The organism is Rhodococcus sp. 21391 (assembly GCF_016772255.1).
In the GTDB taxonomy this organism is placed as follows: domain Bacteria; phylum Actinomycetota; class Actinomycetes; order Mycobacteriales; family Mycobacteriaceae; genus Rhodococcus_F; species Rhodococcus_F opacus.
In genome coordinates, this window is the sequence record NZ_CP063781.1 from 6,883,285 (window position 1) to 6,908,531 (window position 25,247).

The window sequence follows — 25,247 nt, forward strand, 5'->3', positions numbered from 1 at the left end:
CGCAAGCCTCCTACCTTGCCTCGGCATGGTGGCGGTCGCGTCAGACTCGTTCCCATTGCCGGGTCAGGGCCGGGTACACGATGAGGTACCGGAAAGGCGCGATGGCGCTCATGTAGAGCCGCCCGAACCATCCGTTGAGTTTGACGAGAACGGTCATCTGCAGTTCGTAATCGCCGTTCGCTCCTCTCGCCCAGCCGAGATGCATCACGGTGTGCACGGTCTTGTTCGCCAGCTCGCGGGCGGACTCCGTGTCGAGCTCGTACACCGCGGTGAGGGGCATGCCTTCGTCGTCCTGGCCGCGCGGAGCGGCGCGGAGGTCGCTGGGCAGGCGGTCGCGGAGCGAGGCAACCCGCTCACCGACACCAGTTGACGGATTGTCTCAGCCGAAGAGTGCCCCGAGTTTCCATCGAGCGGCGAACAGGAACCTCACCAGCCGGGGCTACTTCGACGGCCGTCCCGCATTGCTCACCGAAATGCTCGACGAGTGGGAACGCCGTTGCACCAAAGCCGTTATCGCCCAGGCCGATGCCGAAGGCGGCACCCTGCCGACAGAATCCGGCGCGTGGGGCAACTGACCTACTCGGAGGACATTCAACGGATCGATCTCGCGATCCGGGCCTGGGCCCACCACGACCGGTCCGTCGCGACGCGCCTGCACGCCATCGACAACGAGCGAATGAACTTTCTGCGAAAGATGTTCGGCACCTTCGTCACCGACCCCGACGAAATCGAGGCACGCAGCACCCTCATGTTCGGACTTGCGATCGGCCGCCACTTCATCGTCGCGGACCACCCCGGGTACACCAAACGCGAAGCCATCCAACTTGCCGGAGAATTCCTCCTGCGCCCGTCCGGTACGAATAGTTCTGTCGGGTAGGGGTTTCCGCCGGGCGATCAGTCGAGGTGAGCCGACAGCAGCCACGCCGGCAGCATGGACCGCCCCTTCTCGTCGTGCTCCCAGTTCGCGGCCTGCTCCGGGCCGAGCAGCGCGTGGATGAAGGCCGGGCGAATGTCGTCGATGGTCCAGAACTCGGCGACCGCCTCGCGCAGCTCGTCGTCGGTCACCGGGTTCGGTCCTTCGCCCTCGGGGAAGGCGCCCTTCGCGAACACCAGGATGTAGTAGGACGCGCCGGGCGCGGCCGCCCGAGCGACCGCGCGCAGGTAGTCCCGCCGCCGGTCGACGGGAAGGGAATGGAACAGGGTGCTGTCGACGATCGTGGAGAACCGGCCGTCGAAACCGGTGAACGAACTGATGTCCGCCACCTGATACGTGGCCGTCGTCAGTCCACGATCGGCGGCGGCCGCCTGCGCCACTGCGATGGCCGTCGGCGACAGGTCCAGGCCCACCACCGTGTACCCCTGCGCCGCCAGGTGGAGGGACGTCTCGGCATGCCCGCAGCCCGCGTCCAGCACGTCGCTACGGAACCTGCCCTCCGCGATCAACCCGGCGATCTCGGGTTGCGGCTCACCGATGTTCCATGGCACCGGTCCCGAAAATACCTCCGCGTCGCCTCGGTAGATGTCGTCCCACGGCGCTACCTGGTTCTCCTCGGTCATGCCATCGACGGTACGCCCGCACTACCGTGCCGATGTGGATCTTTTCTCACGCTCGTGGTCGACGCTGCTCAGGTACCCGCTGGTGCCAGAACGATGTCGAAGTGGACTCGCGACCAGGAACGGTCGCCGGGATCGCGACCGTCAGGAGTGGGGGTACCGGGAGCCTGCTCGAGGAAGTCTTGCACCAGCGAGTCCTTGACTCCGAAAACGCTGTCAGAGGTCAACAGGTCGTCTCCGGAGACGAAGATGTGAGTGACCAGGGTCCGGAGGTTGTCTGCGGTGACCATGAAGTGCAAGTGCGATGCGCGCATCGGCGAGCGATTGACAGCTTCGAGCATCGTGCCGACCGGGCCGTCGTGCGGAATCGGGTATGGGGTGGGGGTCAGTCCCCAGAACCGGTAGGAGCCGTTGTCGTCGGTAAAGAAATGAGCGCGGCCGGAGACCCGGCCGTCGGGGTATTGCACGTCGTACAGGCCGTCCTCGTCCGCCTCCCAGACCTCGACCTTGGCGCCGGGGACGGGGCGGCCGTCGGTGTCGGTGACGGTGCCCTCGATCCAACACGGCTGCCCCGGGGCGCCGCCGCCGATATCCCCGCCGAGCGGGATCTGCGGGGAGTCGGCGACGAAGAACGGGCCGAACACCGTTGCCTCGGTGGCGTTCGCGTGCGCCTGGTTGTTGACTGCGATCGTCTGCATGGAGGCACCGAGCACATCGGAGAGCAGAACGAATTCCTGGCGTTTGTCGTCGGTGATGTTCCCGACGGCGGTGAGAAACTCGATGGCCCTGTTCCACTCCTGCTCGGTAAGCCGCACCTCGCGGATGAAGGCATGCAGGTGCCGGACCACGGCCTGCATCAGTTGCTTCAGGCGCGGATCGGGAGTGTCGTCGAACGAGGTGACGACAGTGGCCACGAGGTCGTCCTCGACGGCCAGCTGGTCTGCGGTGATGTGCGCCGCGTCCGTCCTGTGCTCGGTCATCATGTCGTCATTTCTCCGTGTTGCTGGTGATCGTCTTCGGCTCGGCGCCTCGCCACGCCGCATGGAGTAGGCGGCGTAGTTCGTCGGCCGTGACCGGACGTGGATTGTTCGCCGGGACCGCCGGCAAGATCGCGTCCACCGCACTGTCGATGTCCGACTCGTCGAAGCCGTAGTCGCGCAGGGCGCGTGGCGCATCGAGCTGATCACGCAGTTTCTGTAGGCCGTCGAGTGCGGTGCTCGCGTCGAGTGCGGTCGCGATGCGGTGTTCGGCTTCCGGTGCCGCGGGGGCGTTGAATGCGAGCACATACGGCAACACGACCGCGTGGGTCTGGGCATGCGGCAGGTCGTATGCCCCGCCGAGGACATGGCAGATCTTGTGGTGCAGTCCCGAGCCCGCCGAGGAGAACGCCACCGCGGACAGGTACGCCGCATACAAGACGGGTTCCCGGCCGATCAGGCTGGTCGGATCGGCCACCACCGACGGCAGCCCCGTCCGTAGTGCCCGGATCCCTTCCTGCGCCAACGCCCGATCGATGGGATCCGAGCGCGGACCCCACATCGAATCGACGCAGTGCGCCAACGCGTTCAACCCGGACGCGACACTCATCGGAGCGGGCAGTGACAGCGTCAACTCCGGGTCGTAGATCACCGCCCGCGGCAGCACCCGTGCGTCGACTCCGGTGGTCTTGCGGGCTCCCTCGGTCAGACCCCAGACGTTTGTGGCCTCCGATCCCGCATAGGTCGTCGGCACCGCGACAATCGGCAGCCCGGTCGTGAGCGCGATCGCCTTCGCCAGTCCGGTGGTGGAACCACCGCCGACACTGACTATGGCATCGACCTCGTGGCGGGCCGCAGCGGTGCGGGCTCGCTCGGCCACCTCGACGGGCACGTGCATCGCTATCTCGTTGTGGTGCACTACGACCGGCAGGTCGGCGGTGAGCTGCTCCGAGCGCTCGGCCTCCGACTGCGATGCGAGCACCATCACCCGGGATGCGCCCAGTCGCTGGATTTCCCCGGCGAGCATTGCCGCCGCCTGCCCGGAGGCGAAACACACGCGCTGCGGCAGACTCTCGTGCTCGAAACGCAACATTCTTCGCTACCTTTCCCGGTCCGCTAGCTCCATGGTTCCCATACCGTCACGCGACGATGTGGTCAGCCGATCGGCGAACCAATCGGCGACGAGATCGTTCCGCTCGTCGGCGTGGTTGTAGATCGTGTGCTCGCCGTCGTCCCACACCTGCAGCATTGCATCATCCGCGCCGTCGAGGAACGGTTGCTGGTCCTCGAGGCTGACGAGGGGATCGGCCCCGCCGTGCAGCACCAGCAGCGGACACCGAATCTGCTCCTTCACCGGGTCGAACGCAAGACGTCGAAAGTTCCGTTCGATGGCCGTCTCGTCGCTGGTGCCCAGCATCGCCGCCGCCTGCTCCCGGAAGGTGCGGAACGACAGCAGACGCGGTGCCGCGAAGGCGCCGTTGACACAGCAGGCGTCGATGTCGTCGTTGCGGGCCGCGGTCAGGGCGGCGAACAAACCACCGACACTGTTACCCCAGATCCCCACCGGAGCCCCGGATTCTGCGGCGTAGCCGACGAATTCGCCATACGCGGCGGCAACATCGACGTCGAGGTGGACCCTGTAGCGCAATCGGGTTTCACCTTGTCCGGGTCCCTCGGCCAGGATCGTCGCCAGACCTCGTGCTGCAAGGGCGTCCGCGTAGCGAAGGTAGGTGGCACCCCAGCCGCTCTGTCCGCCGAACACGATCACGGTCCCGAGGACGGTTGATCGATCGGGTATGACGTGCCAGCCCACCAGTCGGCCGCCGGCGAACGGCAACTCGATCTTGTGCATCGACGCCGGTGACAATGCTGCCGCCGCACCGACCGCCGCGCTGAACCCCTCGTAGAGGTCCCGCTTGCGCTCGGTATCCGCGTTGATCGCCATCTGGGCGAACACGAAGTCGGCGGCCGCGGCCCGGAATGCATTGCGCGCAGTCACGGTGTGCCCGCCTTTCCGGGCGGCCTCCGCCACCTCGAGCCGGAGGTTTCCCAGTCGTTCGGCGGCCACATCCCACGCAACGCCATCCCGGGTCGCGCGTTCGAGCAACACGATGTCGGCGTAGTCCATGCCTCCGTCGAGCAGCCTTGTCGCCGGCATCGCCCGCCAGTGTGCCGCGGTCTCTACGGTGATTTCCTCGGTCACAGTGCTGCCCGCTCCACTCGGGGTGCCTGCGCGTCCTGGTACGAGAGCGCCGCGCGGAGGGCGTCGACGAGGAGCGGTAGCTCGCTCATCGAACCGGCCCCGAAGAGATGGAAGTCGGGGCGGGCGAGGTAGACCTCGATTCCGTGGTCCCGGAAGAAGTCGGCGTAGGTTCCGTCGCTGTCGGTGAACGATCCGGGACGTCCGGGCTCAGTGGTGGCCACGATGACGTCGAGGTCGTCGAGGAACGACAGTTGGCCGGGATCGAGCACCGAGCGGGGATCCTGTACCGCGACGATCGAGAATCCCCATCCGAGGAGGTCGTCGAAACGGCCGACCCGGTCGCCGACGGTGACGACGCCCTGCGGGGACAGCGACCCCGCCAGCCGTGCGGGTAACCGGTCCGCGTTCGTAGCGATGACGCCGGCACCCAGCGTGGGGAACGGCGGACGCGGCGGGACCTCTCCGCGGAGGAACGCCGCATCGCGGGTGGCAGCGGCCGCCGGGTCCTCGAGGTTGGCGATCTCGCCGAGCGCAATCGCGCACTGCTGGATGGCCTGGGCGTGGGGCCGGCGCTCGAGTTCGTAGGTGTCGAGCAGCTCATCGCTCGCGCGACCGGAGAGCACCAGGTGCAGCTTCCATGCGAGTGTGATGCCGTCGCGCATCCCCGAGCAGGCGCCCTGGCCCATGTAGGGCGGCATGGTGTGCGCGGCATCGCCGGCCAGGAGTACTCGTCCACTTCGCCAGGTTTCCGCATTCCGGGCGGAGAAGGTGTAGATGATCTGCCGAAGGATCCGGACATCCTCCGGCCCCAAGTCGTGTCGTTCGCGGAACCACTGCCAGGCGTACTCCTCGGACTCCATGAATGCGGCGTCGTCTCCCGGGAGAACCGCAACTTCGAAGCGCTGACGACTCACGCCGATCGGCATGAACATGTTGGGGTGCGCGGGATCGCAGAACTGTCGCGCCACACCGAAGTCCGGACCGAGTGGACGCACGCACTCGGTATCGATGTTCAGCCAGCGGTCGTTCACGCCCAGATCGGTGGCCTCGATGCCCAGCGCGGTCCGCACGAAGCTGTTGGCCCCATCGGCTCCCACCACATATCGCGCGGTCACCACCCGATCCGTCCCGCTGGACCACTGCTCGTCCCGGTCGCGGGACCAGGGCCGCACGTGGAGCGCGACGTGGTCGTGCTCTTGTTCGACGGCTACCACCGCGAAACCTTGATTTACCTCCACGTTAGGGTAGCTCCCGATGCGCTGGTGAATCGCCGACTCGATGTCCGGCTGATACATCGAGTAGTGGGCGGCGAACCCGCTCGACTTTCCCGCCCAGTCGATCTCGAGGAGGACATCTCCGGAGCCGTTGCACCATTGGTAGGTGTCCTTCGGTGAGGCGTCCCGGAGGGCGAACTCGATATCGCCGGCCGCCTGGATGATGCGTGCGGTCTCGCCGTCGATGTGGGTCAGCCGGGGCAGACCGTACAGATCGGGCCAGCGTTCGAGCACCACCACACGGTGGCCGGCACGGCCCAGAAGGGATGCGAGAACGAGCCCGGTCGGCCCGTATCCGACCACGGCGACATCGAAATCTGAAGACACAGCCAACTCCTTGCTACCAGGGGCGTTCGCCCGATGCTCACACGGTAAAGAGGGTGTGACCTGCATCGCTATCCGCAATGCGACAAGATCAGCCGCATCCCGCCACGGGTTTCGCGCCGACTTCTGGCGGTCGCCCCGGCGCCTGGCTACGCTGGGGCGACAAGTCCGAGGACGGGCCGCAACAGCGGCCGAGATTGATTGAGTGATCGTGATTCTGTGGGTGAGCATCGACGGCACACCGTCGGCGACGACGCGGAATGGGTGCGTGCGACGATGACGGGGCCGCTGGCCCGGCACCGTCTGCTCAGCACGGCGGACGTCGACGAATTCTGTTCCCGAGCCTCGCAGATCCTCAGCGTGCACGACATCCATCGAACCAACGCCCTCGATACGGCCCCGTTCCGCGGGCAGGTACGGGCAACATCGGTCGGAGATGTCCAGTTCGTCTACCTGGAGCAAGGGGTGGACTTGGACGTCGACATCCTCGAACGACTCGATTACTACGACGTGATGCTGGCGTACTCCGGCACCAACGAGATCACCTGCTCGGATCGGCTCTCGAAGGTCGGCGACGCGCACGGCGCTCTACTGTCTCCCCGAATGCGTGCCCGTATGCGGATGGACGCCGACTACCGGCAGATGCACTTGCGCATAGACCAACACGTCCTCAATCAACGTCTGGAGAACCTGCTCGGACGTCCACCTCACGACCCCGTCATCTTCGACCTCACGATGGATCTGTCCTCGCCACGACTGTCCACCTGGATGTCATCGCTCCGATTGCTGATTCACGACCTCGACAAGGAAGACGGACTCACCCGACACCTCCTCGCCGCGACGAGTTGGCAGGACATGCTGCTCACCGGCCTACTCGTGTCGCACCCACACAGTTACTCGGCAGCCCTGCACGAACAGGACCACCCGCGGGTTCATCGGCGAACGTTCAAGCAGGCACTGGATTTCTGCGAAGAACACCTTGCCGATCCGGTGACCGTCGGTGACATCGCCCGGCACGTCGGAATCAGTGCTCGCTCCCTGCAACGGGCCTTCCAGGAAGAACTCGGCACCTCCCCGACCCGCTACCTCCAATCCTTGCGACTGGCGCAGGCGCGGCAAGATCTGCTCGAAATGGACCCGGCATCACCGGAATCGGTGACCCAGATCGCCCACCGATGGGGATTCGTGCACCTCTCACGCTTCGCCGCGGCTTACCGCAAACGCTACGGCGAGGCACCGTCCGCCACCGCAATGCGGGTCGTAGCGGGCGGCTAGAGGGCCCACTCGTGGTTGTCTCCTGTCGACGAGGTCGGCGACACTTTCTCTCGAACCGCTACTGGTGGCAGCAGTTGTAACGAATCTAGCCTTAGATAACGGCGGGCCGGACCGACGTGGACGGCATGGTGTTCGTGCTCGTATCACGTCGACCAACACCGACTGAAACCTGGACCGGATAGTCGGGATCCGGATCAGCCGCGGTACGGAGTTGGCGAGTGTGTGACGCGAACGTCGCCGAAAGACAGCTGGTTAAGCATCCTTGTACCTGACTCGACTCGAAGTTCCTGTTCGGGGCTTCGCCCTACCCAAATCGACTCGACCAACTTTCCGGGGTACGCAGTTTCCCGCGCCGGGTCGTGCAGATGGAAAGGGGTAAGGCGCAACTGAAGGTACGGAATCAACATCCCCGTCGGCGACGGCCGAAAGTCGCACGCGGTGTAATTGTGTCCTGCAGAGTAGATCAGGCGCCATTCTTGCTCTTCTTCGAAAGCGTCGTGCTTGAACTGTGCCAGACATTCCACCGCATTCTGTACGGCGCTGCTGTAGCTCGTGGGGTGAACGATCTCCTCTGCCGCGGCTTCGATGATTGACTTGTCGAGCTCGTAATGCACTGGGAAGAGTCGGCTTCCACCAAGAAATCCGATGGACTCATTCCCTGCCCGAAATGCAGGTACCAAGAATTGTTTGATATGTCGACGGGAAACTCGATAGAGTATCCGTTCGCGCCGTACCCGCGCCACTGACTGAGCAGGTCGGCCCTGCTGCAGAAGCTGGTGACATAAGCGGTGCGGGCTGTCTGACCGGTGCTGGGATTGGGATCAGTAAAGTCCCCGGCACGAATCCGCTTGGCGAGGCCCGCGATCCGGGCTTTGTGAGCGGCATCGTGGTGCACAACGCAGTCGAGCATCGCGTCCGCTAAAGCGTCGGCGGCAAAGCTCAACTCTTGCGAGTCGTTCAGGTACCGAGCATCGCTCGCCCACAGTGTTAGTGAACGCTCCGATGGAACGTTTGGAAAGCCCTGATCGGCTTCGGCGCGAGAATCCCCTGTAGGCCGCTTGCCGTTGTGTAGTGGTGCAGAGTCGCGGGAATTTCAGTCACACGGGAATCGTAGGCGGAGTGGCCGACATTTCGCCTCTGCGAGAACGCACCGAACCCGCTGACAGACGAAGTCTCAGTGGCGCGATTCGAAACTGCTCGGTCAGGCCGAGCCCAATGACCCGCCCGCCGCGAGGAGGAGTCAGCCGATACGGTCGAGGAGGTTCGCACGGCACCGAAGTGCCCCTTGGCTGTGCGAGTCTGTGTGCCACCCGATCATCGACGCGCAGGACGTCCTGATCACCCTCGTGACCCATGCCGACACGGAACCACGCGCGACGCCGTGACCTACTGGGACCTCGCCGACACACCCCCGACCGGCGACGACCCGCTCGACGCGCTGATCGTCCGACTGGCCGCCGCGTACCAGGAGCGACGGCTGCTCAAACACCACTTCGACGACATCGGCTCCGCTGCCGGCCGCGCCGGCGAACTCGCCGACCCGGACCTGCGGGTCAGCACCAGCGACGAGGTCCTTACCGCACGCGACTACCTCTCCGCGTATGTCCTGGAGTCGACGCTGCACCACCTCGACCTGATCGCCCACCTCCGGGGTGCGGCGGAACCGCCCGCAGACGGCCTCGCCCGGTCCCGCGACTTGCTGGAGAAGATCGCCGGGGCCGCCTTCCCCGCCTCGTTCTCCGACAAAGACGCACTGCTGGTCGGCACCGGACGGCGAGCCCCGACCGACGCGGAGAAGGACCAACTGGGTGAGCTGGCGACGAAACTCCCGCTCATCCTCGGATGATCGTCCAGCCGACTGGGACCTTCCGCGTGGGCAAGCCTGAGCAGCAGATACGCGTTCGAGGGCTCTAGGCCAGCAACCCGGGAACGCCGTGCGACTGTCTGACACTGGCACCGACTCGATCCACTTACTCGCCTTCGGATTGTGCGGTGTCGGACCTCGGCGGTTCATTCTGTTTCGGCGCGGCCGGAACCCATTCCCGCAGTTGTTGAACCACTGTGCCGTAGAATGCGTCGGTCGATGACGTCACGCTGGTGATGAAGCTCGCCGCGGTGCCCGACCGCCGGCCGCCCATCGGGAAGGTTTGTTCGAGGGAGAAGGAGACGATGTCTCCGGAGCGCCCATTGGTCAGTACTTTCGGGTCCGCTCGCACCGTGTCGAGGTGCTCGCAGGCTTCGTTGCCGCGCTCGGAGAACACCGCTTCGACCTGAACGTCGCCGGGTACGTCCTTGAGTTGCTTGAGTAGCCACGACAGCCGGCGACCGGAGGTTCCCTCGTTCGGTGCCTCCACGGTGGTGCGGCAGCGGATCTTGTTGGTCCGCACATCCGCGATCACCACCAAATCCCCGGCGGTCTCCGGGATCCGCAGCACCGCTTCGAACACCCAGTCTGTAGCCAACCTTTCGGCTACCGCCGCATTGCGGGCTGCCGGGTCGCTGCCGTGACGGCGGGGCAGAGTGTGTTTGACGGTGACACCGAGTTCGGCGGTCAGCCGCAGCGCGAGATGACGTGAGAGGGACACCCAGGTGTCGGCCACGGCGGCGGCTTTCTGGTCGCCGCCGCGGAGGGTGCCGGCGGTGACCGCGTCGCGGACGGTCACCCAGTGCCGGCCCATGTCGACGAACTCGGCCGCCCCGGAGCGGGGGGTGATCGAGGTAGCGCAGGAACTCGGCCAGGATCCAGGCCTGCAGGGCATCGTCGATACCGCCGTGCGAGAGCAACATCCGTGCCTCGTGCGCCACCTCCGCCCACGACAAATGGCGCAGCGCGACCTTGGCAAGCTTGCGACGGTCGACCTCCACCGGCAACTCCCCGGCACTGGCGGGGACGTCGTTCGACAGGCTGACCACCACGTCGTACTTCTTCTTCCGCGCCACGTCGAGATAGTTCTCGAGTTGCTCCTTCTCGAGCTTGCCGTTGCCGGTCTTGACCTCGAGCAGGCCGGTCCACACCCTGGTGCCGCGGGAGACCTTCAGCACCGCGTCGGGGATCACCTTCGTCTCACCCCGCTCGTACGCGACCTCGACATAGCCTTCGAAGACACCGACCGGGCCCCCATCCGGGCGCACACCGCGCGTGCGAAGGGGCGCACGGCCTGCATGGTGGCGATCAAGGCCGAGGTAGCGCGCCGCTCCTGTTCCTCACCGGTCCCGACACCGATGACCGAGAACAACCGCGCCGGCTGCCACGTGTCCTGTTCGGCGAGGGTGAATTCGACCGGCTTCGACTTGCGCACCACCCGCTTGGCGGTGCGGACGCCCTGCGCTCTCGCCTTCGGTGGAGTCGCCGGTGTGGTGGGTGTGGTGGGCAGTTCGGGCACCAGTTGCGGGGCGTCGCCGGCGGACCCGTGCGACGCCGGCACGGCGGGTTCGGCAAGGTCGGACGAGGTATCGGGGGCACTTGTGGGTTCGGGTTCCGGCTCGTTGTCGATGTCGACACCGAAATCCGTGGCCAAACCTGCCAGTCCGGACTCCCAGCCCTGCCCGACCGCCCGGATCTTCCACTCGGCATTGCGGCGGTACACCTCACCGAACACGAACGCCGACTCGGTCGTGGCATCGGCGGTGACATACTCCGCCAACGTGTACCCGGCCCCATCGACGGCACGCAGAGCGAGCTTTCCGAGGTCACCGAACCTGCCCTCGGCGACACTGCCGACCAAGGCCACGGTGTGCACGTCCTCCGGCACAGTGGACAGGTCGATCGCGATCCGTGCCTGCGCACCTTCCTCGGTACCGCTCGTACCCAGGAACCGGATCGACCCGTCCGTCGACTCGGGCTGGTTGTAGAACACGAAATCGTCGTCGGAGCGAACCTTGCCGCAAGAGTCCAGCAGCAAAGCCGACGCATCGACCTCGACCTCCGACTCGGTCCACCCGAGCACCACGTCGATCTGCTCCACATCAGAGCCGACTATCGACGTCCGTCGCATCAATTTGCGCATACTAATCGGTTCGTTTCAGTTGCGGACACCACCTGGCAAACATTTCGTCGCCGCGTGTCCGCGCAGCGCCAGCGTGCCCGGCTGTGCAATGTCATTTACGCGAATGACATTGCACACAAACCAAAGTGAGCACGCGTGACGATAATCCTGGAACGCGCAGGCTCGGCGCCTACGGCAGGCGACCAGCCCCGGTCCAGCAGAGTCGCCCGCTGTGGCTATCGGGAGGTCTCCGTCCCAGGTCGCCGCCTCAGGCGCCGAGCAACAAGATCCCGGTCATCAGTAACGCACCGACCAGCGGACTTCGGTTGCACCGATGTCCTCGGTGACGACCCCGCCAAGGTTGCCCTCCGCGACGCTCTCGAGCCGGTGTGGGAGCGCGGCTGCAACTACCTTCATGCACATCCCGACGTCACCAGGGTGGAGCTCTACCACTCTCGTCGACCGGGACCGAGGGATCGGTGGGTTTTTCGAGCAGCTCCTGGATCTGCGCCGGTGAGCACACCCGACATAGAGACCGACAATGCGGTCCTGTCGTACTCCTACGGCACGCTGCGTCGGCGTGATGCAGGGCCACCGGCAGTGCGCCTTCGAGCCTGGTTCATCACACATATGTCCCGGTCCCCGTGAGCGGATCGTTACTGCCCGGACCATCGTCGGGTTCAGAGCGGTAACGCGTGCTTCCTACGGTCGCTCGAAAGGCCGAATCATCCGGTTCGGCACTGTCCCGCAAGGAGAGCCACGTTGTCCTACGTCAAGCCACCCGACCTGGTCACGGCGATGATCGACGCCGGTGCGTCCAAGGTGTTGATGTCCACACGCGACACCGTGATTCGCGCCTACATGGGCGGTGCGATACTCGCACTCGGCGCGGTGTTCGCGGTCACGGTCGGAGTGCAGACAGGTCAACCGCTCATTGGTGCGTTGCTCTTTCCGGTCGGGTTCTGCATTCTGTATCTGCTCGGCTACGACCTTCTCACCGGTGTATTCGTGCTCGCCCCGATGGCCTGGTTCGGCAAGCGGCCGGGAGTGACCGGGTTCGGGGTTCTCCGGAACTGGGGTCTGGTGTTCCTCGCCAACTTCCTCGGCGCATTCACCGTCGCTGTGATGATGGCGATCGTCTTCACCTACGGATTTGCGGCCGACCCCAACCAGATCGGCGAGGCCATCGGACATATCGGTGAGTCGCGCACACTCGGTTACGCCGAGTACGGTGCCTCGGGCATGTTGACGCTCTTCGTCCGCGGCGTGCTGTGTAATTGGATGGTCTCCACCGGGGTTGCCGGGGCGATGATCGCCACCGACGTCCCGGGCAAAGTGGTCGCGATGTGGATGCCCGTCATGCTGTTCTTCGCGATGGCATTCGAACATTCCGTCGTCAACATGTTCCTGTTCCCCTCAGGCCTGCTGCTCGGTGGCGACTTCACACTCCTCGATTACCTGATCTGGAACGAAATCCCTACCGTGCTCGGCAACATGATCGGCGGACTGGTATTCACCGGCCTGGCTCTGTACCTCGCGCACCGGCACACCTCCGGCACCCCTGTTGCCGACAGGGAAGCAGAGCTCGAGACACTCTGAAGAGGCTTCGACACGTGCCGACGGGGCATCCACTGCGTCGGCACTTGTCTCGCTTTGTGCCGGGTCGCGATCACCTACCGATCCTGGCACGGCGAGCGTTTCAGGAACGCATCACCGCCTCCTCGCTTCGTCGAGGCGGCGGTGAACCCTCGCGAACAGCGTGGCAGAGCCACGGGGGCTCACCGTGCGCCCGGGCGCACAGTTGAGGGGTCTCATTCGGGCTGGTGCACCCGCAGATGCACGGCAGCTGCTCGTCGTGGTCTGACTGCTCTCACGGAGAACCCGGTCCGGCTGCGAGGAAGCAGAATTGAACCGACCGCGCGACGGTATCCGAATTCGACGGCTCAGCGGTTGCCGTCCGGTTATAAGGGGTCGCCTGCTGTTTCGAGATGGTGATCAATCCTGGCGGGCCTTCGTGGCGATGATCTGGACCAGGTCGTCGAGTGCGGTGAGGGCGGCGCCGCTGTCACGGTCGACGAGCCAGCGCAGCACCACTCCGTCGAGCGCAGCCAGGGCGAAGCGTGCGATCTGGTCGACCGGAGTGCTCTAGGTGACGCCGGCCCGGTGTGCACATAGGTCGAGGAACGCGACGGCCTCGGTGTCCATGGTGCGGTACTGGTGGGCCGCGATTGCTCCGGCGGAGTCATTGCCGGCCTCGCGTTGGCGCAGGGCTTGCGCGGTGATCTCGTAGGTCAGCAACTGATGGTCGGGACTGGATTCGATGATCGGCCACAGGCCGCGAATTCCGGCACCCAGGAGTTCCCGAAGACCCGCAATACCGCGCAGTTCCAGGGGACCGACCAGCTGACTGAAGGCGAGGCGCATCGCCTCACTGATCTCGAGGTTCAGGCACTGTCCCATCTCGGTGAGAAGTTCTTCCTTGTGCTCGAAGTATTGCACCACCCCGAGCGACACCCCGGCGGCCTCGGCCACATTACGGATGGTCAGCGCAGCGACACCCTGTTGCGCGGTGACCGCGAGCGCCGCCTCGATGAGCTGTCCACGGCGAACATCAGCGGGAAGCCTTTGCATTCCCGGATCGTATGCGTTCGATCCTCTCGAGGAGACGAATCGGACAGCCACCGTGTCCCACGTCACGGTGTGCCCAGTCGGACCGTAGGGTCAGCTGCGGCTCCAGCGGCCAGCGTGTTGTGGCGTCCCTCCCGGTGTCCCATTGGCGGTGCCGCCGAGCAACAGTGCACGGTCGCCGGGGCTCGAAAATACTCGAGATTGCCCTGCCGGCGTCGAGACGACCCGTGCCGATGAAATCTGTGCGGCTCGGGGCCGGAGACGAGATCGGACGTCTCGGTCGGGGCTACTTCGACGACAGCCACAGCCTGAATGCTTCGGCCGTCGCCGCCTGCAAGGTCGTCCCGCGGGTGGCGACTTCGATCTTCACCTGCCGCAGCAACTCCGGGTCCACGCGCGCGGAGAACTGCGGGAGTTTCGTTGCACCGACGGAGACTGGAGCGGCCTCGGCTGTAGTCCTCGGTAAGAGCGGATCCGAATCACAATCCGGCACCGCGATCTGCAGAACGGTGTCGGATGCTCCTGCGGAGTGCTCGTTGCCCATCTTCATCTCCTTGACGTACCGATGAGGTAGCTGTTCGACGAGATCGGCGGCCTCGGTGCCGCACCCTCGCGTGTTCAGTCCGGGAGGGCTGACTTTGTAGGCACATGTTGAGCGTTACGCGAAGTATCAGAAAAATTCTGTTGCCCAAATTTACGACCAGAGCGGACGGAACTTGAAGCTGACACATTGAAAGATAGCACGAGTGATCGCAATGTAAATTGGTACCAGAAAAATAGACAAATACGAGAATGGTGACATCGGTCCGAAAAACGCGAGGAATTACCGTCCTTGTAATTGTTTGTCGCCGAATACCGTACCGCCGGTATGAAATGGCATGCGATGTAGCTTGGTAACAATATTTCAATCTTACTTATCGAACGTCCAACCAGTATAAATTAGCGAACCTTGCTGTACGTCCAGCCAACATGAAGAAGCGCACCTTGCTGTACGTCCAACCGAATGCAAAACGCGCACTGCCAGGCATGATTCGGGGTTCTCCTGCTCAGGCGCGTGCTTCTGGTACTTGTGAAGAACAATTACTTTCCGCCGTGACGGCGGCGGTCACGCCTCTTCGGCCTACAGTTCTAAATCGACGAATTCCCGCAAAGCGCGGATTCGCCATTCGGGCGTAAATTAATTGATAACCGACACACCGCGCCGGTCGTTGACACATACCGGGTGGTTTGCGAATGATTCCTGCCATCAACCGCTCCACGGTGAGGGGAAATTCGTGACATCGGTGCATACTTCGATCCAGGCGCGTTCTCGGCGTCGCTGGTTTGTTGCGGGGGTGGCCATGGCGACCGCCGCGGCTGTGATCGTCTTCGGTGGAGTCGCGTCAGCGGCTCATCCTCCGGTCGGACTGGGGACAGCCACCTCCTTCGCGATATTGGCGGGCCAAACGGTCACCAACACCGGCCCTTCGATCATCTCCGGGGACCTGGGTGTCAGTCCGGGCAGCGCGGTCACCGGTTTTCCGCCGGGGACGGTGATCAACGGCACGCAACACGTTGCCGATGCCGTTGCGCTGCAGGCTTAATCCGACCTGACGACGGCATACAACGATGCGGCAGGACGGACGCCCGCCACCGCGGCGCCCCCCGATCTCGGTGGCCTGACTCTGGTGGACGGCACCTACAACACGGCCGGCCCGATGGGACTGACCGGCACCGTCACCCTCGATGCGCAGGGTGATCCCAACTCGGTGTTCATTTTTCAGGCCGGATCCACGTTGATCACCGCGTCGAACAGCACGGTCGCTCTCATCAACGGAGCCTCACCTTGCAACGTGTTCTGGCAGGTGGGTAGCTCAGCGACCCTGGGGACCAACACCACCTTCGTCGGAACCATCATGGCGTTGACCTCGATCTCGGTGCAGACCGGCACCACCGTGAACGGACGCGTATTGGCACGTAACGGCGCAGTCACTCTGGACACCAACACCATCACCCGACCCGACTGCGGCACGCTGCCGCCGACGTCCACGACGACACCACCGCCGACCACGACAACTACGACCACGGCACCGCCGACCACGACAACCACGACCACGGCACCGCCGACCACCACTACGACCGTCACCAACGGTCCCATCATTCCGATTCCCATTCCGATCCCCATCCCCATTCCGATCCCCCCCGGCGGAGGCATCCCCGGCATCCCCGGCATCCCCGGCCCTCCCGGCCCGCCGGCACCCCCCGGCCCTCCCGCTCCTCCGGGCCCGCCGGCTCCTCCGGCTCCCCCCGCTCCTCCGGCTCCCCCCGCTCCGCCCGCTCCCCCCGCTCCTCCGGCTCCCCCCGGCGGTCCTCGTGGACCTGGTGAACAGGGCGGACCCGGCGAAGGTGGCTCGGGTGAGCAGGGCGGACCCGGCGAACAAGGCGGACCCGGCGGCGGAGGCAAGGGCGGCCCTGGCGGCAACGGATACATCATCCCCAAGGGGCATCCGGAAACGGGGGCCGGCGGCACCACTCCACACTCCCGTGACAGCGTGCTTCTCCGATCCCTTACAGTGCTTGCTCTGGCCGGATCGGGCATAGCGGCAGGCCAGGGGGCGCGACTGCGCAGGAGGCAGCGATGAGCGGCCCGAGCCCCGAATGGTCGGACCCCGTCCCAGGCCCCGAGTGGCCAGGGCCCGAGGGGGCGATGGGCAGAGTGAAACGCTGGTGGGTGGTGGCAGCGGTCCTGATACTCATCGCGACCGCTGTCCTCGCCCTGCGCAGCTATCAGGAGTCGGGAGATCCCCAGCTCGGACAGCCATCCGTCACCGACACCGTGCCGGCACCCTCCGACGGGGCGTCCGGCCCGGCACCGGTCGCGCTGCGGATCCCTGCGCTGGGGGTGGACGAAACACTCATCACTCTTGGACTCAATCCCGACGAAACAGTCGAAGCGCCCACCGATTTCGACAAGCCGGGGTGGTACAAGTTCGGGCCGGCTCCGGGCCAGCTGGGTTCGGCCGTGATCCTGGGGCACGTCGATTCCTATGAGGGTCCGGCGGTGTTCTACCGATTGAAAGACCTCGAGGCGGGAGACTCGATCGAGGTGAGCTTGGCCGACGGCACCATCGCTCATTTCGCGGTCGACAAGGTGGAGACGTATCCGAAGACGGAGTTCCCGGCCGAGGAGGTTTACGGCTCGCACGGTGATGAAACGCTGCAACTGGTCACCTGTGGGGGAGAGTACGACGCGGACGCCCGTAGCTACCTGTCCAACATCGTGGCCTACACCTCTCTGGTTGATACCGACAGCGGGGAAGCTCCGGCCGCTGCCGGCCAGAAATGATCTGGCAACCGGGAAGTCCACGGGAGGTGAGCATTCGGCCACCGTGGTCGGTTGTGGAGGCACGCTGTGGACTCGACGCGACTGTGGGGTACGACCCCGCGCAGGTTCTCGGCACGCCAAGATGTAGTCGATCAATCTTGTCGCCGCAGCCCGGACGTCCGGAGTTGGGTGCGCCAGAACCGGCCGTGGCACGCGCCTCCCTAGCAGGCGAATGTCATTGAACAAGAACCAAAGTGAGCACGCGTGACGATAATCCTGGAACGCGCATGCTCAGTACATGCGGCGCGCGGCCATCCAAGTCGGGTGGATACGCCAGCTGTAGCTATCGGGAGGTCTCCGCCACAGGTCGCCGCCTCAGGTGCCGAGCAACAAGATCCCGGTCACCAGTAACGCACCGACCTTGACAACTTCCAGGCCGATATAGACGTAGTGCGCGTGAGAACGTCTTCACCGGCGAGGACGCGGTCGGATCGACGTGTCAACCGGGGTCGGACACCGACCAGTTGCACCAGAAGCACCGCGACGGCCGTCGCTCCCGCCACCACCACCCGGGCAGGTGGTCCGTCTATGAGGAGTCCGGCAATGAGCAGTGCCGCCCACACCATCTCGGTGATGTTCAGCGCACGGAACACGAGCCGGCCGATCCCCAGCCCGAACCGCACCGTCACTCCGGGTGCGCGGAACTTCAGCGGCGCTTCGAGGAACGAGATGGCAACAACCATCCCCAGCCAGGTGAAGGTCACCGCGATCGAAACGGCATGCGCTGCGGTCATTGGCTCCTCCACTCCTGGTCCCGCCGGTCCGGCGAGCGTGATCTCAGACAGTCTGCACCAGGTCCGAGCCAAGTGGACAGCGCTGGATCGTCCGGCTTGACCAGGCAAGACGATCGGTGTCAACGGTGCTGGCAATTCTGGGCGCCGACTAGGATCGGTTCTCGTGCCTTCCTCCGCTGTCTCCGAACAGGAACGCGTCTCTTCGTTGCTCGATGCGCAAGACAAGGCGATCGCGCTGTTCGACGCATTGTCGCGCGCGATCTCATCGCCCCCGGCGCGTCCGAGTCGGCGGTCAGCGACGCTATTCGGGATCTCGCGGACGAGATGTTCGGTACCCGCAGGTTCTGGCACAAGCGGATCGTGCGCACCGGGATCAACACGCTCGAGCCGTACAGGTCGAATCCGCCGGACCTCACCATCGCCGCCGACGACATCACCTTCCTCGACTTCGGCCCGATCTTCGAGGCGTGGGAAGCGGACTTCGGTCGCACCTACGTCCTCGGTGACGACCCCGCCAAGATCGCACTCCGCGACGCTCTCGAGCCGGTGTGGCAGCGCGGCGGCGATTACTTTCATGCACATCCCGACGTCACCGGGGCGGAGCTCTATGCCCATGTCGTCGACCTTGCCCGGCAGAGTGGATGGGAGTTCGGTTCCTCGATCGCCGGGCATTTGGTCGGCGAGTTCCCGCACGAGAAGATCGCCGGTCACAAGACCGACTCCTACATCAAACTGGGATCGGTCGGGCCGATGCGTCGGCTCGATGCCGCCGGTCGGCCGTGCCACTGGATCCTCGAGATCCACCTCGTCGACCGTGCCCGGGGAATCGGTGGTTTCTTCGAGCAGCTCCTGGACCTGAGCCGATGAGCACACCCGGCACCGAGACCGACGGTGATCCTCTTGTTCTCCTGTCAGGGAGCGGGGAAGCCTGCGGCGGCGAGAATCTGTCCAGGTGGGGAGATGCGCGTCAGTCCCCGGCTGGCCCTTGGCCGGAAGGCGGTGCTGCGGGCTCCGGTATGCGCCTCATGCGGAACGAGTTGAACAGCCCGATGAGACCGGCGAGGATGGGGATGAGCAAAGCGATTTGCAGGGCGAGCGGGCGTGCGTCGGTGTTGATGCGGATGATCTCGTCCTGAATGTCCGGGGGTTGGTCCACGAGCAGCTGTTCGAGCTGGGTGTTGCTCATGACTTCGGCGTCGTCCTCGAGCACCTGCGCCACCTGCTGCTGCTCTGCCGGCGGGAGCACGGTGCTCGATTCCGCCATCGAGGTGAAGGTGAGGGACAGCGTTGCCAGCATGATGGCGCCGGCGAACGCCAGCCCGAACGAGAGCCCGAATGATCCTGCCGCGGAATTGACACTGGCGGCCTCGCTGATCCGCTCTTCCTCGATCGGTGCCAGTGTGTAGTTGTTGAGCTGGGACACCAGCAACCCCAACCCGGATCCGGCGATCACCAACGGGATTACCAGACCCCAGCCGAACTCGGCCCGCGGCACGATCGGGATCAGCGCCGCGATCCCGATCGTCAGAAGCACGAATCCCCAGCGGATGATGCTGCTCGGGCGTCGGTCGCCCGCCTTCTTGCCCGCGAGCAACGCCACTGCGAACATGCTGAGCGAGAGGGGTGCGAGGGACAATCCCGCCTGCATCGCGTTGTATTCGAGCACCATCTGCAGGTAGATCGGCAGCGCGATCATCGTGCCGCCCAGGGCGATCTGCTGGAGCATCTGCCCGGTGATGCCCAGTCGGAAGACCTTGGAGTGGAACAGATCCGGGTCCAGCAGTGTCGGTTTCCCCTGACGTTTGCGCCGCACGAGCCAGTACGCCAGCCCGGCCATCGCGATCGCACCGAGTATCAGGAGCGCACCGACGGATTCGCCGCCCTCCTGCCATACCAGGATTCCGAGCACGATCCCGCCCATGCCCAGAACGGAGAGGGCCGCACCCACCAGATCGATGACTCGAGGTCCCGTGTAGGGCACATCGCGGACCAGTTTGATGCCGGAGAGCACAACCGCGATGATGACGACCTCGAGCACGAACCCGACGCGCCACGAGAGGTAGGTGGTGATGAAACCGCCGAGCAGCGGTCCGACGGCGGCGGCGATTGCGGCCGCCGCCCCGACCAGGGCGTAGACCTTCTTTTGGGCCGCTCCTTCGAAATTGCCGTGGATGAGGGACTGCATGGCGGGCAGCAGAAGTGACGCGCCGATTCCACCGAGGACGGCCCAGAAGATGATGATCGCGGTCAGGCTCTGCGCGAGCGCCATCGCCGACGCACCGACTGCGTAGCCGAGCAGGCCCAGCACGTACGCCCGTTTGCGTCCGATGAGATCGCCGACCTTGCCACCGATCAGGATGAACGCGGCAGATACCAGCGCCTCGAGCGCAATCGCCGCCTGGACGCCGCTGACGGTGGTGTCGAGGTCGCGAACCACCGACGAGATCGACACGTTCATCAGCGATGTGTCGACGACGAGCACGAACATCGCCATCGCCAGCAGGAGTCCGAGCAGGCGGGAAGGGCCCACTGCCTTCTCGGAGGGATCGCTGGTCGTCGGTTCTTCGGTCATCACGGACCCATCGTCCCGGCTGTCGTGTAGGGCGGCAATCCGCGACGAGCTACCCAAGACGTCACGGCCACCTCCTGGGCGCACACCCGCCCAGGTCCTCGGGCCCGGGTGGGAATGGGGTAGACGCGATCGCAACGTCCATCCCGCAACACCGAGTGTCTCATGTGTGGGGGCGCCCTACCTAGAGAACAAAGAACCCGGCGGGGCACCGGCCACGCAACTCGGAGGCGCCATTGTCGATGTCCGCCGGTCGGCTCAACGGATATCGTGCAATCAGGTGGTCGTCTCGGCGCTGCGCGAACTCATGTCGGTGCGATCGGTTCGAACGGCCGGATTTCGTCGTCGCCGGGCCGGACCACCCCGGCCGAGGATTCCGGCACTTCGTTCCACGCACCTTCGAGGTCGCGGAGTGGCTCGGAGACCACGAAACGGGTCTCCTCGCCCAGGTGGTGCAGTACCTCGACCTCCGGGTGGAGGGCGCGCAGCTTCGCGATGCCGGTGGAGAAGAACAGTGACCTCGACTGCCGCTCACTCGAATAGCGGAAGATCCACAGCGATGCACCGTCGGTGGTCGCGACGGTCATCTGCACCGGATCCTCGACCCCGTGCGTGCGGCCCACCTCTTCGACGAAGCCGACCGCGCGGGCAACGGCATCGAAGGGGTCGTCGACGAGACCGAACGTCAGGGCGAGGAAGAACAAGGTTTCGGAGTCCGTGGACCCCTCGATGTCGGGAAACAGGGCCGGGGCGACGGCCATCACCAACTCGCGTCTGATCTCGTGGAAACCGCGCAGCGCGCCGTTGTGCATCCACAACCACTGCCCGTGCCGGAACGGGTGACAGTTGCTGCGTTGCACCGGCGTCCCGGTCGAGGCCCGCACGTGGGCGAGCAGCATCGGCGTTCGCACCTGACCGGTGATCTCCCGCAGATTGCTGTCGTTCCAGGCCGGTTCGATGCTCTTGTACACCGCGGGTTCGGTGCCCTCGCCGTACCAGCCGACCCCGAACCCGTCACCATTCGTGGTCGTCGCTCCGAGACGCGAGTGCAGACTCTGATCGATCAGCGAATGTTCAGGGCGGAACAACAGGTCTTCCGCGAGGATCGGCTCACCCGAGTACGCCATCCACCGGCACATACATCAATTCAAGCAGAGCCGACGCTGTCTGCGACAGCCCCGACGGGCACCGGTTCTCGCCGCACCGGATCGTCGCCTGCCTGCCGTTTTCCGCCGCGCGTGTCAGGTGAGCGCCTTTGCCTTGAGGGTGTCGAACTCGGCCTGGGTGATGGTGCCGGCGTCGAGCAGTGCTTTCGCGTCGGCGATCTGTTCGGCAGCCGACTTCCCGGCCACCTCCCTGATGTAGTGGTCGGTCGCCTGCTTCGCCGCGCTCTGCGCCTCGAGGTGCCGCTCCGCCATGCCGCGGCCCCGGGCGATGAGGTAGACGAACACACTCAGGTACGGCAGCACGATCAGGAAGATGATCCACAGCGTCTTGCCGAGACCGGACATGCCGCGGTCGCGGAACAGATCACCGAGGACCTGAAACAGGATCATCAGGTAGGCCACGAACGCGAACACCATCAGCGTGTACCAGAACAGGTCCCAGAATGAATCCAACATGGTGTGACTCCTTCGAGTGCGGCGGCCGCGCATATGGGCTGCCTGGGTGCGGAGCAGAAATCAAACGTGCACGTTCACGAAGCAAGCATCCACCTCCCGGGCGCCTTTGGTTGGTGGTTTTGCGCAGATCACGGCCGCCGGGGCAAGCGAGGGGTCGATCCAGCCCGCGCGCGGTGACCACTGGACGACGCCGACCGGAATCTCGGCGAAGTACTCCGGGCATCTCGCTATCGGACTCGGCCGCGGACGGTGAAACGGCTGATCCGCCCGAGTAGTCTGTGCTGGCATGGCACGGGATGAGCGCGGTGTGACAGCCCAGAGTGAGGACTTCGCTGCCTGGTACAACGAGGTGGTGTTCAAGGCCGGCCTTGTGGATCGAGGTCCGGCCAAGGGCACCATGGTGATCCGACCGTACGGGTACCGGCTGTGGGAACTGTTGCAGTCCGAACTCGACCGCCGCATCAAGGACACCGGTCACGAGAATGCGTACTTCCCGTTGCTGATTCCGGAAAGCTACCTCGGCCGGGAAGCCGAACACGTCGAAGGGTTTTCCCCGGAACTGGCGGTGGTCACCCATGCCGGCGGGAAGGAACTCGAAGAACCGCTGGTGGTGCGGCCGACGTCGGAGACGATCATCGGCGAGATGATGGCCAAGTGGATCAGCTCGCACCGCGACCTGCCGCTGCTGTTGAACCAGTGGGCGAACGTGGTGCGGTGGGAGTTGCGTCCGCGAATGTTTCTGCGCACCACAGAATTTCTGTGGCAGGAGGGCCACACCGCGCACGTCGACGAGGCTGCCGCCCGCCGTGAGACGATGCTGGCGCTCGACATCTATCGCGAGGTGGCACGTGAGCTGGCCGCGATCCCGGTCGTTCCGGGCGAGAAGACGCCCGGTGAACGGTTCGCCGGTGCCGTGGCGACGTACACGATCGAGGGCATGATGCGTGACGGCCGTGCGTTGCAGTCCGGCACCTCGCATTACATGGGCACCAAGTTCGCGTCGGCTTTCGACATCCGTTTCACCAGCGAATCGGGGCGAGAGGAGTTGTGTCACACCACATCGTGGGGTATGAGCACCCGGATGATCGGTGGCATCGTCATGACTCACGGCGACGACACGGGCCTGGTGTTCCCGCCGCGGTTGGCGCCCCACCAGGTGGTGATCGTGCCGATCACCCGTGGCGGCAACGTTGCGGTCGAGGAAGCGGCCGACGGGCTTGCCCGCCGCCTGCGGTCGGTTGGGGTGCGGGCCCATGTCGATGCCCGCCCCCAGCTCACCCCGGGGTTCAAGTACAACGAGTGGGAGTTGCGCGGCGTCCCGGTCCGGCTCGAGCTCGGGCCGCGAGATCTGGAGGCCGGCACCGTGATGATGGTGAAACGGCTCGGCGACGACGGCAAGCAGTCCGTGCCGATCGACTCCCTGCCCGAGACCATGCCCGGGGTCCTGGACGACTTTCAGGCCTTCCTGCTCGCTCGTGCGACCGCGTTCCGCGACAGCCACACTCGGACCGTCGACAACTGGGAGGGTTTCGCGGACGCGGTCTCGACCGGGTGGGCACTGGCACTGCACTGCGGGATCGCCGCGTGCGAGGAGGAGATCAAGTCCCTCACCGCTGCCACCCCGCGATGTGTTCCCCTCGGCGGCGAGCCGGAGACAGGTGTGTGCGTGCGATGTGGCGCGGCGTCGGTGTACGGCAGGCGGGTGATCTTCGGGCGCGCCTACTGACGGGGCGTCCACGGTGTGTGCAGGGGTGGCTTTCACCACCCCTCGGGGGACTATTCGCATGCCGGGTACTCGACGGACGCTGGGGATCTCGAAACCGACCACTCGGAGAGAGACGGCCCTCGACCGAAAGGAACCCCGCTATGCCCCGCATCCTCGGCACCACCGTCCCCGACGTTCACGAACACGATCCGCCGGGCGCCGCCATGCCCGCTGTCGAATCCGTCCACAAAGAGGTCCGGCACCACTGGGCCTTCGCCCGGATCGGCCTGTACCTGCTGCTCGCTTCCCTACCACTGCTCGCGATCTCGGCGCAGGTGTTCGGCGTCGTGCCGATGAATGCCACCGGTGCGCTGGTGATCATTCCGCTCGCCGCCACCCTCGCCGTGTTGTGCGTGTTCGCTCCGCACCCGATCGACCGCATCGTCGGCCATGGCCTCGGCTGGGGGATGTTCGCGTGTCTGGCCTACGACGTCTTCCGCCTCGACACCGTGTATCTGCTCGGGATGTGGGGCGACTTCATTCCGAAAATGGGTACGTGGCTACACTCGGGAACCGACACCCGGACCGGCGCGATCGTCGGCTACCTGTGGCGGTACCTCGGCGACGGCGGCGGCATCGGAATCGCCTTTTTCCTCATCGCCCTCGCACTCGGCCTCCAGCATCGGTCGCGCCGTGTCGTCCTCCTCGCGTTCGTCACCTTCGCGGTGTTCCCGGTGTGGGCCGGGCTCATCGGAACGGTCGCCCTGTCGCCGCACGGACAGCACGACATGTTTCCGCTCACGCCGACGACGATCACGTTGTCGCTGATCGGGCACCTGATCTTCGGGCTCGTGCTCGGCCTCGGCTTCCTGCGCGCCCGGGGCCGCCTCGGCCGGCACTGGCCGTGGCCGCCGCTGCTCCCGGTGCGGTCGCGGGCCGGTGCGCCATGGCCGCGCAGTGAGGCGCTGGTGCCCGCGTGCGGCGAGTGCGGCGCGACCGAACGGTAGGACCCTCGCTAGGTGAGTGGCAAAG

General features: G+C 65.2%; 18 protein-coding genes and 6 pseudogenes. 10 read left to right on the forward strand and 14 right to left on the reverse strand.

Features of this window, described 5'->3' with window-relative positions; translation table 11 throughout:
• Positions 1-40: 40 nt before the first annotated feature.
• Positions 41-328: a DUF2867 domain-containing protein gene (locus GO592_RS31925; protein ID WP_237720642.1), complete on the reverse strand. Its 288-nt coding sequence runs from the start codon at positions 326-328 to the stop codon at positions 41-43.
• Between the two features lie 46 nt (positions 329-374).
• Here GO592_RS31925 and GO592_RS44840 point away from each other — a divergent pair, with 46 nt between their 5' ends.
• Positions 375-575, forward strand: a complete 201-nt coding sequence (locus tag GO592_RS44840; protein ID WP_237737166.1) for a hypothetical protein — start codon at positions 375-377, stop codon at positions 573-575.
• Positions 563-877, forward strand: coding sequence for a hypothetical protein (locus tag GO592_RS31930; protein WP_237720641.1), 315 nt, complete (start codon positions 563-565; stop codon positions 875-877). The genes GO592_RS44840 and GO592_RS31930 overlap by 13 nt, the downstream gene beginning before the upstream one ends.
• Before the next feature lie 17 nt (positions 878-894).
• On the opposite strand, the gene GO592_RS31935 is transcribed toward GO592_RS31930, so the two are convergent.
• From GO592_RS31935 to mhpA, 5 genes are all read right to left on the reverse strand, one after another.
• On the reverse strand, positions 895-1,557 hold the full coding sequence (locus tag GO592_RS31935; protein WP_007301232.1) for a class I SAM-dependent methyltransferase: 663 nt from the start codon (positions 1,555-1,557) through the stop codon (positions 895-897).
• A 68-nt stretch (positions 1,558-1,625) separates the two neighbouring features.
• On the reverse strand, positions 1,626-2,537 hold the full coding sequence (locus tag GO592_RS31940; protein ID WP_007301233.1) for a dioxygenase family protein: 912 nt from the start codon (positions 2,535-2,537) through the stop codon (positions 1,626-1,628).
• 4 nt (positions 2,538-2,541) lie between these two features.
• Positions 2,542-3,624 (reverse strand): maleylacetate reductase, encoded by a 1,083-nt coding sequence (locus GO592_RS31945; protein WP_007301234.1) that lies wholly within the window; start codon positions 3,622-3,624, stop codon positions 2,542-2,544.
• A gap of 6 nt (positions 3,625-3,630) precedes the next feature.
• The gene (locus GO592_RS31950) at positions 3,631-4,734 is read right to left on the reverse strand and encodes an alpha/beta hydrolase family protein (protein WP_007301235.1); all 1,104 of its coding nucleotides are present in this window, start codon (positions 4,732-4,734) and stop codon (positions 3,631-3,633) included.
• The gene (mhpA, locus tag GO592_RS31955) at positions 4,731-6,335 is read right to left on the reverse strand and encodes a bifunctional 3-(3-hydroxy-phenyl)propionate/3-hydroxycinnamic acid hydroxylase MhpA (RefSeq protein WP_007301236.1); all 1,605 of its coding nucleotides are present in this window, start codon (positions 6,333-6,335) and stop codon (positions 4,731-4,733) included. The genes GO592_RS31950 and mhpA overlap by 4 nt, the downstream gene beginning before the upstream one ends.
• Before the next feature lie 216 nt (positions 6,336-6,551).
• On the opposite strand from mhpA, the gene GO592_RS31960 reads away from it, so the two are divergent.
• A complete protein-coding gene (locus GO592_RS31960) occupies positions 6,552-7,607 on the forward strand; it encodes a helix-turn-helix transcriptional regulator (RefSeq protein ID WP_007301237.1) in 1,056 nt (351 codons plus the stop codon).
• A gap of 194 nt (positions 7,608-7,801) precedes the next feature.
• Here GO592_RS31960 and GO592_RS31965 read toward each other — a convergent pair whose 3' ends face one another.
• Positions 7,802-8,221, reverse strand: coding sequence for a DUF2971 domain-containing protein (locus GO592_RS31965; RefSeq protein ID WP_007301238.1), 420 nt, complete (start codon positions 8,219-8,221; stop codon positions 7,802-7,804).
• A 633-nt stretch (positions 8,222-8,854) separates the two neighbouring features.
• Here GO592_RS31965 and GO592_RS31970 point away from each other — a divergent pair.
• A pseudogene (locus tag GO592_RS31970) lies at positions 8,855-9,453 on the forward strand (maleylpyruvate isomerase N-terminal domain-containing protein).
• Positions 9,454-9,577: 124 nt separating this feature from the next.
• Here GO592_RS31970 and GO592_RS31975 read toward each other — a convergent pair.
• Positions 9,578-11,614, reverse strand: a pseudogene (locus GO592_RS31975) (TerD family protein).
• 741 nt (positions 11,615-12,355) lie between these two features.
• Here GO592_RS31975 and GO592_RS31980 point away from each other — a divergent pair.
• Positions 12,356-13,192 (forward strand): formate/nitrite transporter family protein, encoded by an 837-nt coding sequence (locus GO592_RS31980; protein WP_007301240.1) that lies wholly within the window; start codon positions 12,356-12,358, stop codon positions 13,190-13,192.
• A 362-nt stretch (positions 13,193-13,554) separates the two neighbouring features.
• Here GO592_RS31980 and GO592_RS31985 read toward each other — a convergent pair.
• A pseudogene (locus GO592_RS31985) lies at positions 13,555-14,224 on the reverse strand (TetR/AcrR family transcriptional regulator).
• Positions 14,225-14,507: 283 nt separating this feature from the next.
• Positions 14,508-14,771: a hypothetical protein gene (locus GO592_RS31990; RefSeq protein ID WP_039953008.1), complete on the reverse strand. Its 264-nt coding sequence runs from the start codon at positions 14,769-14,771 to the stop codon at positions 14,508-14,510.
• A gap of 790 nt (positions 14,772-15,561) precedes the next feature.
• Here GO592_RS31990 and GO592_RS31995 point away from each other — a divergent pair.
• Both GO592_RS31995 and GO592_RS32000 read left to right on the forward strand, forming a co-directional pair.
• Positions 15,562-16,842 (forward strand): annotated as a pseudogene (locus GO592_RS31995) (ice-binding family protein).
• A complete protein-coding gene (locus tag GO592_RS32000; RefSeq protein ID WP_202715011.1) occupies positions 16,839-17,546 on the forward strand; it encodes a class F sortase in 708 nt (235 codons plus the stop codon). The pseudogene GO592_RS31995 and the gene GO592_RS32000 overlap by 4 nt, the downstream one beginning before the upstream one ends.
• 354 nt (positions 17,547-17,900) lie before the next feature.
• Here GO592_RS32000 and GO592_RS32005 read toward each other — a convergent pair.
• Positions 17,901-18,319 (reverse strand): annotated as a pseudogene (locus GO592_RS32005) (hypothetical protein).
• A gap of 163 nt (positions 18,320-18,482) precedes the next feature.
• Here GO592_RS32005 and GO592_RS32010 point away from each other — a divergent pair.
• Positions 18,483-19,186 (forward strand): annotated as a pseudogene (locus GO592_RS32010) (M24 family metallopeptidase).
• A 100-nt stretch (positions 19,187-19,286) separates the two neighbouring features.
• Here the strand turns inward: GO592_RS32010 and GO592_RS32015 are convergent.
• From GO592_RS32015 to GO592_RS32025, 3 genes are all read right to left on the reverse strand, one after another.
• Positions 19,287-20,891, reverse strand: coding sequence for an MFS transporter (locus tag GO592_RS32015; protein ID WP_202715222.1), 1,605 nt, complete (start codon positions 20,889-20,891; stop codon positions 19,287-19,289).
• Between the two features lie 302 nt (positions 20,892-21,193).
• Positions 21,194-22,015, reverse strand: a complete 822-nt coding sequence (locus tag GO592_RS32020) for a class II glutamine amidotransferase (RefSeq protein ID WP_202715012.1) — start codon at positions 22,013-22,015, stop codon at positions 21,194-21,196.
• Positions 22,016-22,129: 114 nt separating this feature from the next.
• Complete coding sequence (locus GO592_RS32025) at positions 22,130-22,510, reverse strand: SHOCT domain-containing protein (RefSeq protein WP_005256028.1); 381 nt, start codon at positions 22,508-22,510, stop codon at positions 22,130-22,132.
• A 286-nt stretch (positions 22,511-22,796) separates the two neighbouring features.
• Here GO592_RS32025 and proS point away from each other — a divergent pair, with 286 nt between their 5' ends.
• Positions 22,797-24,236, forward strand: a complete 1,440-nt coding sequence (gene proS / locus GO592_RS32030; RefSeq protein WP_202715013.1) for a proline--tRNA ligase — start codon at positions 22,797-22,799, stop codon at positions 24,234-24,236.
• 140 nt (positions 24,237-24,376) lie between these two features.
• Positions 24,377-25,222 (forward strand): hypothetical protein, encoded by an 846-nt coding sequence (locus GO592_RS32035; RefSeq protein ID WP_202715014.1) that lies wholly within the window; start codon positions 24,377-24,379, stop codon positions 25,220-25,222.
• Positions 25,223-25,247: the final 25 nt, after the last annotated feature.

Coding starts and splice junctions, on each gene's coding strand:
- GO592_RS31990 (WP_039953008.1), bottom strand. CDS start 14,771: ATGAAGATGGGCAACGAGCACTCCGCAGGAGCATCCGACACCGTTCTG.
- GO592_RS32015 (WP_202715222.1), bottom strand. CDS start 20,891: ATGACCGAAGAACCGACGACCAGCGATCCCTCCGAGAAGGCAGTGGGC.
- proS (WP_202715013.1), top strand. CDS start 22,797: ATGGCACGGGATGAGCGCGGTGTGACAGCCCAGAGTGAGGACTTCGCT.
- GO592_RS32025 (WP_005256028.1), bottom strand. CDS start 22,510: ATGTTGGATTCATTCTGGGACCTGTTCTGGTACACGCTGATGGTGTTC.
- GO592_RS31945 (WP_007301234.1), bottom strand. CDS start 3,624: ATGTTGCGTTTCGAGCACGAGAGTCTGCCGCAGCGCGTGTGTTTCGCC.
- GO592_RS31940 (WP_007301233.1), bottom strand. CDS start 2,537: ATGATGACCGAGCACAGGACGGACGCGGCGCACATCACCGCAGACCAG.
- GO592_RS32020 (WP_202715012.1), bottom strand. CDS start 22,015: ATGGCGTACTCGGGTGAGCCGATCCTCGCGGAAGACCTGTTGTTCCGC.
- GO592_RS32000 (WP_202715011.1), top strand. CDS start 16,839: ATGAGCGGCCCGAGCCCCGAATGGTCGGACCCCGTCCCAGGCCCCGAG.
- GO592_RS32035 (WP_202715014.1), top strand. CDS start 24,377: ATGCCCCGCATCCTCGGCACCACCGTCCCCGACGTTCACGAACACGAT.
- GO592_RS31935 (WP_007301232.1), bottom strand. CDS start 1,557: ATGACCGAGGAGAACCAGGTAGCGCCGTGGGACGACATCTACCGAGGC.